This window comes from Ruegeria sp. AH7 (assembly GCF_056541325.1).
The window spans coordinates 793,056-806,295 of record NZ_JBQFYF010000001.1; the positions used below are offsets into that span (position 1 = coordinate 793,056).

Here is a 13,240-nt window from a genome sequence, read left to right on the forward strand (position 1 = left end):
GCTGCGCAGGTTAACGCAGCATTGCGGCCAAGGTAAGATGGATCAGCCCAGGACCGCCAGCACCGGGAAAGTTTCCAGCAGCCACCAGCTGAATTCGGTAAACAGACCAGTAATCAGCATGATGCCAACGAACAGCAACAGCCCCCCCATCACCTTTTCAATCGTACCCATGTAGGGCTTGATCCGATTCATCACATGCATCGAGCGGTTCAGGAACATCGCTGCCAGCAGAAACGGAATGCCCAAACCTGCCGCATATACGCCCAGCAGAAGCGTGCCGCGCGCGACCGAAGCCTCGGACGCGGCAAGTGACAGGATCGCCCCAAGCTGCGGGCCGATGCAGGGTGTCCACCCGAAGGCAAAGGCGAGACCCAGAATGTAGGCTCCAAATACGGACCCTCCGGAATCACCAGTTTCAACCCGCGCCTCACGATCCAAGAGCGGGATACGGAACACGTTCAGAAAATGCAGGCCAAAGATGATCACCACCGCGCCGGAAGCTTTGGCAAAAAGCTCTTGATTCTTCAGAACAAACGCCCCAAAGGCCGATGCAGTGAACCCCAGCAGCAAGAAGACGGTTGACAGACCCAACACAAAAAACAGCGCAGACAGCGTCGCCTTGCGTCGGGCACGCGCCTCATCCTGCATCTCGTTGATGGTCACACCGCTCATATAGGCCAGGTAGGGTGGCACAATCGGCAAAACGCAGGGTGACAGAAAGCTAATCAACCCGCCGATCATGGCGATGAACATGGCAGGCAGAAGTCCCGCGTCGATGATATCTATTCCGAACATAGACCTGCACATATGGTATGAAAGCGGCTTCGTCACGGGGCCAATCAGTCACAACCTCGTGGTTGCACGCTGGACACCATGGCAAAGTGGAAATATCTGACCCTTATGTCAAATCCAACCGAGACCCTTGATGCGCTTGGGCTGCTTTGCCCCTTGCCTGTGCTGAAGGCGCGCAAACGGCTGAAATCCATGCCCGGCGGCGCGGTGCTGCGCGTATTGGCCGATGACCCAGCCGCGATCATCGATGTACCGCATTTCTGCACAGAGTCTGGCCACAAACTCGTTTCGCAAGGCGAAGAGAACGGGCATCAGATCTATCTGATCCAGAAACAAGGCTGATCGAGGCCCGAAGAGGCAACGAAAAAGGCGGGCGCCAAACCCGCCTTTTCTATTTGGTTTAGCTGCCCAGCGACCACCAGCCGCGCCGTTTGGGTTTGGCGGGTTCGCTTGGTTGCTCTGGCTCTTCTGCCACCGTTTCCAGAACGGGTTCGGCCTGAGCTTCTTCTACGGCAGGCTCTACAACTTCTTGGGTGGAAGGTTCTGCAACCTCTTCCACAGCAACGGACTCTTCAGCTGCCTGTTCAGGTTCGTCTTGCTCCGGCGCAAGTCCCTCAGCCGGAACGGGTGCTTCTTCTACGGCCGTCTCAGCCACTTCAGGCCCTGTCGCAGGTTCTGAAGGTTCAACCGAGGCATCCTCAGCCGCTTGCACTTCAGGGTCTTGCTGAACTTCGGCATCCGCCACCTCAACCTCTGCCGCAACGGGTTCGGTGTCTTTTTTCTTGCGACGCGGCGCCCGGCGGCGTTTCGGCTTGGCGGGTTTTTCCTCTTCGCCTGTGGCCTCTCGGTCTTCCTGAGCGCTTTCCGCTGGGATGTCGTCCGGCGTTACCTCTTCGGGAGTTGCCTCGGACGCGTCAGCCTCGCCATCCTGTTGCTCGCCAGAATTTCCACCCTTCTTGCGGCGACGACGGCGACGTTTACGCTTGGGCTTGACCTCTTCTTCGGCCTGAACGGTTTCGTCCTCGACCTCGTCCTCATCAGTCTCGTCAACCATATCCATCAGCGACGCATCAACAGATACAACCGGCGCGGTGGCCTCGGGCACAATCCGGCTGGCCGTCTTGAATTTCTCCATCGAGAAATCCGGGCTGACCAGATGCAAATCCCCTTCGACACGCACAGAGAGACCATAGCGCGCCTCGATCTGAGCGATATGCTCGCGCTTCTGGTTCATCAGGAAGTTGGCAATCCCAACCGGGCAACGCACCAGAACTTCGCGCGAACGGCGGCGGGTGCCTTCCTCTTCGATCTGACGCAGAATCGACAGTGCCATATTGTCGTCCGAGCGGATCAGGCCGGTGCCATGACAATGCGGGCACGGCTGCGTGGTTGCCTCCAGCATGCCGGGGCGCAGGCGCTGGCGCGACATCTCCAGCAGGCCAAAGCCCGAAATGCGGCCCACCTGGATGCGCGCACGGTCGGTTTTAAGCTTATCTTTCAGACGCTTCTCGACGGCTGAGTTGTTCTTGCGCTCGTCCATATCGATGAAATCGATCACGATCAGACCCGCCAGGTCCCGCAGACGCAACTGGCGTGCCACTTCCTCAGCGGCCTCAAGGTTGGTCTTGAGCGCGGTTTCCTCGATCGAACCTTCCTTGGTCGCCCGACCAGAGTTCACATCGATCGCCACCAACGCCTCGGTCACACCGATCACGATATAGCCACCGGATTTCAGCTGCACGGTCGGGTTGAACATCCCGGCCAGATAGCTTTCGACCTGATAGCGTGCGAATAGTGGCAACGCGTCCTCATACCGTTTCACGTTCTTGGCGTGGGACGGCATGATCATTTTCATGAAGTCCTTGGCGATGCGATACCCGCCCTCGCCTTCGACCAGAACCTCATCAATATCGCGGTTATAAAGATCACGGATCGACCGTTTGATCAGATCGCCTTCTTCATAGATTTTCGCAGGTGCAATGGATTTGAGCGTCAGCTCGCGGATCTGCTCCCATAGACGCTGCAGATATTCATAGTCGCGCTTGATCTCGGACTTCGTGCGCTTGGCCCCCGCAGTACGGATAATCAACCCAGCGCCCGTTGGCACATCGATCTCGGCGGCGATTTCTTTCAGTTTCTTACGATCAGGTGCGTTGGTGATCTTACGGCTAATGCCGCCGCCACGGGCTGTGTTGGGCATCAGAACACAATAGCGCCCTGCCAGAGACAGATAGGTGGTCAGCGCTGCCCCTTTGTTGCCGCGCTCTTCCTTGACCACCTGCACCAGCAGAACCTGACGGACCTTGATGACTTCCTGAATTTTGTACCGGCGCGGGCGGGGCTTGCGCGGCGGGCGAATATCTTCGCTGTCATCCTCGTCAGCCACAGATTCGATGGATGCGTCTTTTTCAGCCGCGTCCGTCAGTGCTTCACTCTCTTCACCTTCATCGGTATCCGAGTCAGATTTCGCCTCTTCGATCTCGTTTAGAGGCTCGGCCTGTTCAGATTCCGCGGTCTCTTCAGCCACCGCTTCTGCTTCGGCCTCAGATGCGTCTTCCGGCGCGGTGTCTTCCACACCCTGTTGGGTTACCTCCTCGGCAACCGCATCATCGGAGGTCTCAACCTCATCAACCGGTTCTTCGACGGGTGTTTCGGCGACACGATCCGCAGGCGAGGTTCCTTCCTCAACCGCCAGATCCGCTTCTTCCCCCTCTTCCAGGTCGATGGTTTCCATGCCGGTCGGCTCGTTCGACACTTCAATCGACTCAACCGCATCATCGGATTTCACATCCGCCGCTTTGGTGCGCGAGCGGCGGCGCTTTTTCGGCTTGGCCTCTTCCGCCTCATCCCGGGCCTTCATGGCCTCGGCATAAGCGCGCTCTTCCTCAATCAGCGCCTCTCGGTCGGCGACGGGAATCTGGTAGTAATCGGGATGAATCTCGGAAAACGCCAAGAATCCATGCCGGTTCCCGCCATAATCTACAAAGGCCGCCTGCAGAGACGGCTCGACCCGCGTTACTTTTGCAAGATAGATGTTGCCAGCAAGCTGGCGTTTGTTCTCGGATTCAAAATCGAACTCCTCGACCTTGTTTCCGTCGACCACCACGACGCGGGTTTCCTCCGCGTGGGTGGCATCGATAAGCATTTTCTTAGCCATGTGTCCTTGGTGCACCGCGCCAAACGCGTTGTCCTGACCTGTCCAGGCGGACAGGCGCATTTGGGAAGGTGTCTTGTCAGGGCGATATTAGACGGCGCGCGGCAGGGTCTGGCGCTCTGGCCCCCTGCCCGGTCTTTCAAACGTTGCGCGCGCGTCATCGCGGTTCTTCTCCGACAGACGCGGCTCACCGCTGCCTGCCCATTTATTCCTTTCGCCCGACGCATCGGGCTCAGGCACTCCACTGCCCCGGGGAAAGGGGCACAATCGGTCTGCTTTGCGATGAAAACCAACGTTCACCTTCGGCAAAACAGCGAAACTCAAAAAATCGGGACTTAAAGACACGAAAAAGGTCCGGCCCGTCCGGACACAATAAAAGCAGTCCTGTGGAAAACACAATGGGCAAACTGCATCCCGCCTGCCAACACAGCGCAGGATCCCCTTCATCTGGCCAAAAAATATCCCGGGGGTGAATTGAGCCAACGGCTCAAGAGGGGGCTGGCCCCCTCCCCTTGTTCACAAATAGTCCGACCGTTGAAGACCGTACTTGGCCATCTTCTCGTTCAACGTCCGGCGCGGCAGGCATAGCTCATCCATCACTGACGCGATCGATCCCTTGTGACGGCGCATCGTGTTGTCGATCAGCATCCGTTCGAACGCTTCGACGTATTCCTTCAAAGGCTTACCTTCGGTGGTCATCACCGGCTGCATTTCCTCGTGATCCGACATCAGCAATGACGCAATCGTCCCCGACCCGCGCCGCGATTGCAGCACAGCGCGTTCCGCGATGTTGATCAACTGACGCACATTGCCCGGCCACGGGGCCTGCAACAATTGTGCGGCTTCTTGCGCACTCACCTGCGGTGCATCGCAGCCGTATTCCTCGGCAAACTGCTCGCTCAGGCGCGTGAACAGGGTCAGAATGTCTTCGCCCCGCTGCCGCAAAGGCGGCATGGTTATCCGTAGTGCCGCCAGACGGTAGAACAGATCGGGGCGCAGCACGTCCTCGCTGGTCTTTCCGGCCTCTTGCAGGTTGGAAATCGCAACGATACGCGTTTCTGCCGGGGTGCCCTGTTCGTTCATCACGCTTAGCAAGCGCGCCTGCAGCGTGTCGCTCAGCGCTTCAACGTCTTCCAGAACCAGTGTTCCACCGCGCGCCTCTTCAATCGCGGGCAGTTGAGCGTCTTCGGGCATCATCGGCCCGAAAAGGCGTTTAGACAAAGCCTCTTCTTCCAGCGCCGCGCAGGAGACCAGAACGAATTTCTTGCCCGCTCGGCTGCCCACTGCATGCAGAGCATGCGCAACAAGGGTCTTCCCAGTCCCGGTTTCACCGTCAATTAGCACATGGCCATCGGCTTGACCAAGGTCCAGTATATCCTCGCGCAAACGCTCCATCACAGGGCTAGCGCCAATTAGTTTGTTCATGATCTGGGTGCCACCCGATAGCTCTCGGCGCAGGGCCCGGTTGTCCAAGGTCAGACGGCGGGCATTGCTGGCCCGCTTCGCCAATTCCGACATACGATCCGGGTTAAAGGGCTTCTCAAGGAAATCAAACGCGCCAACGCGCATCGCTTCAACCGCCATAGGGACGTCGCCGTGACCGGTGATCATGATCACAGGCAGAGTGCTGTCCGCCCCCATCAGCTTTTTCAGCAATTGAATGCCATCCATGCCGGGCATCTTGATGTCCGAGATCACAATCCCCGGATATTCGGGGCCCAGAACCTTCAGCGCATCCTCAGCGCTGGCGAAGGTCTCGGTGTCATACCCCGACAATGCCAGCCATTGGCTGATCGACTGGCGCATGTCCTGTTCATCATCCACAATGGCGATCTTCATGGCTTGGGCCATAGTCTTCCCTTTTATTCTGCGGCCTCAAGGCCGTCGCTACCCAGTATGGGCAATTGCATTTCAAACACCGCGCCGCCGTGCTGGCCGTTACGCGCAGTCAGCCGTCCGCCATGGTCGTTCACGATCCCGGACGAGATGGCAAGCCCCAGCCCGACGCCATCGCCGGGCTGTTTGGTGGTATAGAACGGCTCGAACAGGTTCTCGATGTCATCGATGCCATAGCCATTGTCGCGCACGGTTAGCACCGCCATATCTCCCGCCGCCAAGATGATTTCCACATCCGGCTCAGCCACCGATTTGGTGGCGTCCAGAGCATTGCGCAACAGGTTGACCATAACCTGTTCGATCCGCATCCGATCTCCGTTCACCAACACCGGCTCTTCGGGCAGAATCTGAGTGATCTTAACATGTCTTTGGCGCAACTGAGGCTCCATCATCGACAGCGACGAAGCCAGTGCTTCTCCAAGATTTACGGGCGAAAACGCATCCGCCCCCTTGCGCGCATAGGATTTGAGCTGTCGGGTGATTGCGCCCATCCGCTCGATCAGACCATCGATGCGGCCGAAGCTGGCCAATGCCTCTTCGGGCCGGTTTCGGCGCAAAAGCAGACGCGCACCCGCCAGATAGGTTTTCATTGCAGCCAAAGGTTGATTCAACTCGTGACTCACCGCTGCCGACATCTCTCCCAACGCCGCCAGTTTCGAACTTTGGGCAAGCGTCTGCTCGGCCAAATCCAGCGTCTTTTCAACCCGTTCCCGCTCAGCAATTTCCCGCTGTAGCCTTGTGTTCAATGCGCGAAGCTCTGCCGACTCGCGCTGGAACAGCGCCATCCGCAAGGTGGCGCGGCGGCTGAGTGCGTAGAAGGCCAGCGCCAGAAGAATCGCAAATCCCATGATCTCAAGCGCTAAAACGCTGTTCACCCGCTCGCGCACTGACTCGAATGTGGTGAAGGATGTCATTTGCCAGCCGCGAAACGGAATGCGTTTTTCCATCCGCATCACCGCCTCACCCTGAAGATAGGCATCCGGCGGCAGCGCGGTCCAATCTGTGGTCACGCGGATCGCGCGTTGAATAGCGCTGAGCGGTGGTTGGCGCAGCATCGCCGCCTCTTCATCCAACCCGCGCCATTGTGGTTCGGTCGACAGGATGATGTTGCCAGCGCTGTCAGTGACCAGCACCGCATGTGCAATCCGCGCCCAGGCAGTTTCGAACTTCTGCAGATCGACCTCGACCACGATCACGCCGAGTATGTCCGAGTTGCCCTGGATACGGCGTGAATAGACAAAACTATAGCCACCGGCCTCTCGCGGGATGACCGAGAAAATCGTCGAATTTGACCGTATCGCATCCACAAAATAAGGCGCATTGCGATGCGCCTCACCCAGACGGTTACGATCGGTTGCGGCAACTGATCGCCCATCACTATCAAGAAGCATCAGCGAAGCTGCGCCAATCTCTTCGACAAATGAAATCAATCGCTGGGTCGACAGCGTATAGTCGCTGGAGCGCAGGGCAGAAATCAGCGTCGGATCGCGCGCCAACAATTGCGGCACAATGGCATTGCGGCGCAGCTCACTGACCAGGTTGCCCGAGTCGAGTGTCAGCCTGAGCTCGGCCCGATTTCGCGTATCTTGGGTAAAACGATCCGTCAGCAAACGGTTCGTCGTCCAGACCGTCACAACCGTGGCGGCCAAAAGGACAAAAACGGCCAGTCGCAATCGCCAACCAAGCGGCGCGCCGCGAAAGGGTCGTAGAAGTTTGGACCAGCCAGTGCGAACCTCTGTACTCATCCCCAGAAGGTACGCGCGCTATGATCTGACCTCAAGTCACGCTGGCGACAAGACGCCCGACAATGCGCGGAACAATGCCGTACCGTCGGTGCCACCATGCCCCTGATCCGCGGCCCGCTCCGGATGCGGCATCATGCCGAGAACGCGACGATTTTCCGACAGGATGCCCGCGATATCCCCGACCGAGCCATTCGGATTCTCGGTATAGGTGAACGCAACGCGGTCCTTATCCCGCAGCGTGGACAATGTATCGTCATCGGCGAAATAGTTGCCGTCATGATGGGCAATCGGGATTCCGATCACGTCACCTGCGTTGTAGCCTTCGGTAAACGGGCTGCTGCTGGTTTCGACTTTCAGGCCCACGGTCTTGCAGATGTATTTCAGGCCCGCATTTCGCAGCAATGCGCCTGGAAGAATGCCGGTTTCGGTCAGGATCTGGAATCCATTGCAGACCCCCATTGCATACCCGCCGCGTTTGGTGTGATCGACCACCGCCTGACAGATCGGCGATTGGGCCGCGATCGCCCCACAGCGCAGATAGTCGCCATAGGAGAATCCGCCTGGAACACCGACGATATCAACGCCGTCAGGCAGCGTCGCATCCTTGTGCCAGACCATATCGACCTGAAAACCGGCTTGCTTGAAAGCCACGGCAAGATCCCGGTCGCAATTCGATCCGGGGAAGACGATAACGGCAGCGCGCATGGCAAACCCTCCTTATGGGCCTGGATCAGACCAGTTCGATCTCGTAACGCTCGATGACCGTATTGGCCAACAGCTTTTCACACATCTCGGTCACATCCGCCTCGGTCGCGCCGTCTGCAAGCTCCAGATCGATCACCTTGCCCTGCCGAACGCCTTCGACCTGATCAAAGCCCATGGCGCCTAGTGCGTGCCGTACCGCCTCGCCCTGAGGGTCAAGCACCCCATTCTTGAGCATCACATGCACCCTAGCTCTCATCTTTGTCATCTCCATTTTTCGCTGGGCAATTCCATCCTTTGTATTGCCAGCCGTGTTCGAAAAGAAAATCATTTAACTCTGCTGTTTTTCTGTCAAAAACCATCGAATAGAGGGTGTAATCAGCAGTAAAATTCAGCTGTTCTTCTGTCTTTCGATCTTCGACTTGAAACCCTCTATGAGATAATATCACCGACAAATCCTCCGCACGGATTGGCGTTCTGAAGCCAACAGTCTGCGCGGAATGCCTGATCTTCATAGTAGACGAGAGGTCTTCTCCGGCAGCTAGTAGCTTGGAGCGCGCTTCGTCGTTGCTGGCTTTAGAGCCAGGAAACCGATCTTGTCCGGCGTATAGCTTCTGCAACTCATTTGTTCTTAACTCCTCAGGGGTTCTGGCGTACCGGCGATAGCTCTGCCAGATAACCAATGGCACACACGCGAGAAGAAATAAAAAGGCCTCGTACATTATTTCACCGGTTTTGCCTTTACTGATTCCGGCAGGCAACGAGTGTGAACTGCGAGACACGGCACACCATTCGGCGGTGAGCCATACAACCCAGTTTGTAGCATCACATGCAACCGAATTTTCATTATGCGCAAATCCACCGTTGGACCCCATTCCGTTGCGCGGGGGATAGCGTGGTTGGGTGCGTTGAACAACCCTGTATGATCCGCAGTTTGCCGCAGGTGGTACCCTAGCCGTCGCCCTTGGACAAAGCAGGATAATGCGCATCAATCGCATGGAATGTGCCGGTCAAAACCATTTCGACCGCAACGGCCATCAATAATATCGCCATGATACGGGTCACAACGTTGATCATCGTCTCGCCTACAAGGCGCGAGATTTGATCCGCGAACAACAATCCCAACCCGACAATTGCACAGGCAATCAATATCGCAGCACCCAGCGTCAGGATTTCCGTACCGTCAGACAGCTGATGCGAAAACACAATGGTAATTGCAATCGTGCCGGGCCCGATGGTCAAAGGTATCGCCAGCGGAACAACAGCAAAGTTCAGCTTTCTTTGATGTCCCTCCGCTACGGCGGCCTGATCGCCAGGGGTGCGATCCTCGGCCTTCAGCATCGACATACCTATTCCGAAAATGATGATACCGCCCGCGATCCGGAAAGACGGCACATCTATGCCAAAAATCCCAAGGATTCTTTCGCCTGTCAGCACGGCGGCCAATGCGATTATCGTGACAGAAATTGCAACGACAATCGCAACATGACGACGTTCCGCTGCCGAACAGTTCTTGGTCATGCTGAGAAAGATCGGAATGTTATAGAGCGGGTTAAAAATTGCCAGCACGGCGGCCAAGAACTTCAGGAAAACTGCCTGATCAAACAATTCCGTCATGCGTTAGATCACCCCGATCGCAAGCTATTTGGCTGCTTAAATCCAAACATGATCAGGAACGCATAAGCTGTCAAACGTTCTGAAACAGAAAAAGCGCCGCTAAGGATAAGCGGCGCCTTCACGGAATTCAGACCAGTATCGCCTAGTTGATCAGCGTCGGCTTGGTCACGTTGCTTTGGGGCAGAACGCCCAGGCGACGCGCGACCTCGGAATAGGCATCCGTCAGATTGCCCAGATCGCGGCGGAAGACGTCTTTGTCCAGTTTCTGGCCTGTTTCAATATCCCACAGGCGGCAGCTGTCGGGGCTGATCTCATCGGCGACGATCAGACGCTGATAGTCACCATCAAAGACGCGGCCGATCTCGATCTTGAAGTCGATCAGTCGAATGCCAACGGCCATCATGACGCCGCTCATGAAATCGTTCACGCGCAGGGCAAGACTGAGGATATCGTCCATATCCTGCTGGCTGGCCCAGCCAAAGGCGGCGATATGTTCCTCGGTAACCAAAGGATCGCCCAGAGCATCGTCTTTGTAGCAATATTCGACAATCGGACGCGGCAACTGCGTGCCTTCGGCAATGCCCAGACGCTTGGACATGGTACCGGCCGCATAGTTGCGCACGATGATTTCCAGCGGCACGATTTCGCAATTACGCACCAGCTGTTCCCGCATATTTAGGCGACGGATGAAATGGGTCGGCACACCGATCTGGTTCAAACCGTTCATGAAGAATTCAGACAGGCGGTTATTCAGAACGCCTTTGCCGTCAATCACGTCCTTCTTCTCCGCGTTGAACGCGGTGGCGTCATCCTTGAAATACTGCACGATTGTGCCCGGTTCAGGACCTTCATACAGAATCTTGGCTTTGCCTTCGTAGATTTTCTTGCGACGCGCCATAAGCGACCTTTCCAGTCTGAGCAGTGGGAATGAGTCCCGCCGGTTGGCGCCCTCATAGTCCATGCCCCCCTTCCCCGCAAGTTTGCAAGGCAGCGAGACTTTGACACAGCGCAAATCCCTTGCACCCGTGCTGCCGTATGGTCATATCATCAACAGAGTAATAGCAACCCAAGAGGTCCTTGTCTCATGACCACCTTTGACGAACGTGAAAATGCGTTTGAAACGAAATTTGCGCATGACGAAAAAATGCAGTTCATCGCCCGTATGCGCCGCAACCGGTTCATGGCTGTCTGGGCCTCGACCCTGAAAGGCGAAACCGTAGAACAGGCGCGCAAATATGGTCAGGAACTGGTTCAAACCGACCTGAAGCACGTCAACGAAGATGACGTCGTCAATGCGGTCAAAGGCTACTTGGGCGATCTTGCCGATGAAGCCAAAATTCGCGCGAAGATGGCGGAACTTCTGGTCGAAGCCAAAGAACAGGTTATGGCTGAGGCCGACATCTAAGTCTCTTTGCAGCACCGCTCATGATGTTCATGAGTATTATGAATTTGATTTGACGCCCCGGTCATGTGACACGGGGCGTCTGTTATTCATAATGGCGCTTTGCGCCAATTTTCGGGCTTTTCTCATGACAAATGCGCTCACCGACCTTCTAAACACCGCCGACATAATTCTGGCCGATGGTGCAACGGGGACCAACCTATTCAATATGGGTCTGCAATCGGGTGACGCGCCCGAGCTGTGGAACGTGGATTCGCCTGAAAAAATCAAGGCTTTGTATCAGGGCTGGGTCGATGCTGGCAGTGATCTGTTCCTGACCAACACCTTCGGCGGAACAGCGGCGCGTTTGAAACTGCACGATGCGCAGAACCGCGTGACCGAGCTGAACCGGATCGGGGCAGAGCTTGGCCGCGAAGTCGCCGATGCGTCCGGGCGCACCGTTATTGTTGCTGGTTCTGTCGGACCAACGGGCGAGATCATGGAACCAGTCGGCAGCCTCTCGCATAGCGATGCGGTCGAGATGTTTCACGAACAGGCCGCCGCTTTGAAAGAAGGCGGCGCAGACGTCTTGTGGGTCGAAACCATAAGCGCCCCCGAAGAATTCCGCGCGGCGGCCGAAGCGTTTGCTCTGGCCGATATGCCATGGTGCGGCACCATGAGCTTTGATACTGCAGGTCGCACGATGATGGGCGTAACCTCCGCCGATCTGGCGCAGTTGGTTGAAACTTTCGAGAACCCGCCACTGGCCTTTGGTGCCAATTGCGGCACCGGCTCTTCGGATATCATGCGCACCGTTCTAGGATTTGTCGCGCAAGGCACTCAGCGCCCGCTGGTGTCCAAAGGGAATGCAGGCATCCCAAAATATGTAGATGGCAGCATCAAGTATGACGGAACGCCTGATCTGATGGCCCAATATGCCGTCATGGCGCGGGATGCGGGCGCGAAGATCATCGGCGGTTGCTGTGGCACAATGCCCGCCCATGTAGAGAAAATGCGCGAGGCGTTGGATACGACCCCACGGGCCGAACGCCCGACGCTGGATCAGATCACCGATGCTTTGGGGCCATTTTCGTCGGCCTCGGACGGTACTGGAGACGAAGCAGCCCCGGAACGGCGCACGCGTCGGCGCCGCCGGGCCTGATTGCGCTCAGCGCCCCTCGAACTTGGCGGGGCGCTTCTCCAGAAAGGCCACGACACCTTCGGCAAAGTCACGCGAGCGCCCGCAGTCTCCCTGCAGGCTCGCCTCGGTCTTGAGCTGCTGGGTCAGCGTGTTTTCATATGTACCGCGCAGGGCCGTTTTTATGGCCGCGAAGCCAGCTGTTGGGCCATTCGCCAAATACTCGGCGCGCTTGCGCCAATGCGCGGCGAAATCGTCATCGGCGACCGCTTCCCAGATCAGGCCCCAGTCATCGGCCTGACGGGCACTGATCTTTTCGGCAAAAAGCGCTGCGCCCATGGCCTTGGCCAAACCCATCTGGCGCGGCATGAACCAGGTGCCACCAGCATCAGGCAACAGGCCGATCCGGGCAAAGGCCTGCAGGAAGTATGCGCTTTCACTTGCAATCACCACATCGGCGCATAAGGCAAGGTTCGCCCCTGCCCCCGCAGCCGCGCCGTTTACCGCTGCAATGGTTGGCACCGGGCAATCGTGGATCGCTTCGAGCATCGGCTCATATTCGTCGCGCAAGGATCGTTCCAGGTCGATTTTTCCGGTTGATGAGGCATCGCCAAGATCCTGGCCCGAGCAAAATGCCGGTCCAGCCCCGGTCAGCACCACGCAGCGCGCATTGCGAGCGGCCTCTTTCATCGCATGGGTGATCTCTGCCCGCATCTGAGTGGTCAGTGCGTTCATTTTGTCCGGGCGGTTGAACGTCAGAACGGCCAGGCCGTCAGTGATATCCAACAGGATCGTTTCGTAGTTCATATAAAGCC

General features: G+C 57.1%; 13 protein-coding genes. 3 read left to right on the forward strand and 10 right to left on the reverse strand.

The genetic code is table 11. The features are described 5' to 3' along the window. Nucleotides 1-42: 42 nt before the first annotated feature. Nucleotides 43-795 (reverse strand): cytochrome c biogenesis CcdA family protein, encoded by a 753-nt coding sequence (locus ACR0JX_RS04060; RefSeq protein ID WP_480541605.1) that lies wholly within the window; start codon nucleotides 793-795, stop codon nucleotides 43-45. Between the two features lie 105 nt (nucleotides 796-900). Between ACR0JX_RS04060 and ACR0JX_RS04065 the strand changes: the two genes are divergently transcribed. After that, the gene (locus tag ACR0JX_RS04065; RefSeq protein ID WP_480541757.1) at nucleotides 901-1,134 is read left to right on the forward strand and encodes a sulfurtransferase TusA family protein; all 234 of its coding nucleotides are present in this window, start codon (nucleotides 901-903) and stop codon (nucleotides 1,132-1,134) included. A gap of 58 nt (nucleotides 1,135-1,192) precedes the next feature. Here ACR0JX_RS04065 and ACR0JX_RS04070 read toward each other — a convergent pair whose 3' ends face one another. From ACR0JX_RS04070 to purC, 8 genes are all read right to left on the reverse strand, one after another. After that, nucleotides 1,193-3,949 carry an Rne/Rng family ribonuclease gene (locus ACR0JX_RS04070; RefSeq protein ID WP_480541759.1) on the reverse strand — a complete coding sequence of 919 codons (2,757 nt, stop codon included), beginning with the start codon at nucleotides 3,947-3,949 and terminating at the stop codon, nucleotides 1,193-1,195. 513 nt (nucleotides 3,950-4,462) lie between these two features. After that, the gene (locus ACR0JX_RS04075) at nucleotides 4,463-5,797 is read right to left on the reverse strand and encodes a sigma-54-dependent transcriptional regulator (protein ID WP_480541607.1); all 1,335 of its coding nucleotides are present in this window, start codon (nucleotides 5,795-5,797) and stop codon (nucleotides 4,463-4,465) included. Between the two features lie 11 nt (nucleotides 5,798-5,808). Next, nucleotides 5,809-7,587 carry an ATP-binding protein gene (locus tag ACR0JX_RS04080; RefSeq protein ID WP_170536903.1) on the reverse strand — a complete coding sequence of 593 codons (1,779 nt, stop codon included), beginning with the start codon at nucleotides 7,585-7,587 and terminating at the stop codon, nucleotides 5,809-5,811. 36 nt (nucleotides 7,588-7,623) lie between these two features. After that, a complete protein-coding gene (gene purQ, locus ACR0JX_RS04085; protein WP_480541609.1) occupies nucleotides 7,624-8,292 on the reverse strand; it encodes a phosphoribosylformylglycinamidine synthase subunit PurQ in 669 nt (222 codons plus the stop codon). A 25-nt stretch (nucleotides 8,293-8,317) separates the two neighbouring features. Then, nucleotides 8,318-8,548 (reverse strand): phosphoribosylformylglycinamidine synthase subunit PurS, encoded by a 231-nt coding sequence (purS, locus tag ACR0JX_RS04090; protein ID WP_480541611.1) that lies wholly within the window; start codon nucleotides 8,546-8,548, stop codon nucleotides 8,318-8,320. After that, nucleotides 8,538-9,164 (reverse strand): ribonuclease E inhibitor RraB, encoded by a 627-nt coding sequence (locus ACR0JX_RS04095; protein WP_480541613.1) that lies wholly within the window; start codon nucleotides 9,162-9,164, stop codon nucleotides 8,538-8,540. The genes purS and ACR0JX_RS04095 overlap by 11 nt, the downstream gene beginning before the upstream one ends. Nucleotides 9,165-9,240: 76 nt before the next feature. Then, nucleotides 9,241-9,906, reverse strand: coding sequence for a MarC family protein (locus ACR0JX_RS04100; RefSeq protein WP_480541615.1), 666 nt, complete (start codon nucleotides 9,904-9,906; stop codon nucleotides 9,241-9,243). Nucleotides 9,907-10,048: 142 nt separating this feature from the next. After that, nucleotides 10,049-10,804 (reverse strand): phosphoribosylaminoimidazolesuccinocarboxamide synthase, encoded by a 756-nt coding sequence (purC, locus tag ACR0JX_RS04105; RefSeq protein WP_480541761.1) that lies wholly within the window; start codon nucleotides 10,802-10,804, stop codon nucleotides 10,049-10,051. Nucleotides 10,805-10,990: 186 nt separating this feature from the next. Between purC and ACR0JX_RS04110 the strand changes: the two genes are divergently transcribed. Together ACR0JX_RS04110 and bmt are read left to right on the forward strand one after the other, a co-directional pair. Continuing rightward, nucleotides 10,991-11,311, forward strand: coding sequence for a DUF1476 domain-containing protein (locus tag ACR0JX_RS04110; RefSeq protein ID WP_480498172.1), 321 nt, complete (start codon nucleotides 10,991-10,993; stop codon nucleotides 11,309-11,311). Nucleotides 11,312-11,435: 124 nt separating this feature from the next. Beyond that, complete coding sequence (gene bmt, locus ACR0JX_RS04115) at nucleotides 11,436-12,449, forward strand: betaine--homocysteine S-methyltransferase (RefSeq protein ID WP_480541617.1); 1,014 nt, start codon at nucleotides 11,436-11,438, stop codon at nucleotides 12,447-12,449. Nucleotides 12,450-12,455: 6 nt separating this feature from the next. On the opposite strand, the gene ACR0JX_RS04120 is transcribed toward bmt, so the two are convergent. Next, on the reverse strand, nucleotides 12,456-13,232 hold the full coding sequence (locus ACR0JX_RS04120) for an enoyl-CoA hydratase-related protein (protein ID WP_480541619.1): 777 nt from the start codon (nucleotides 13,230-13,232) through the stop codon (nucleotides 12,456-12,458). Between the last annotated feature and the right edge of the window lie 8 nt (nucleotides 13,233-13,240).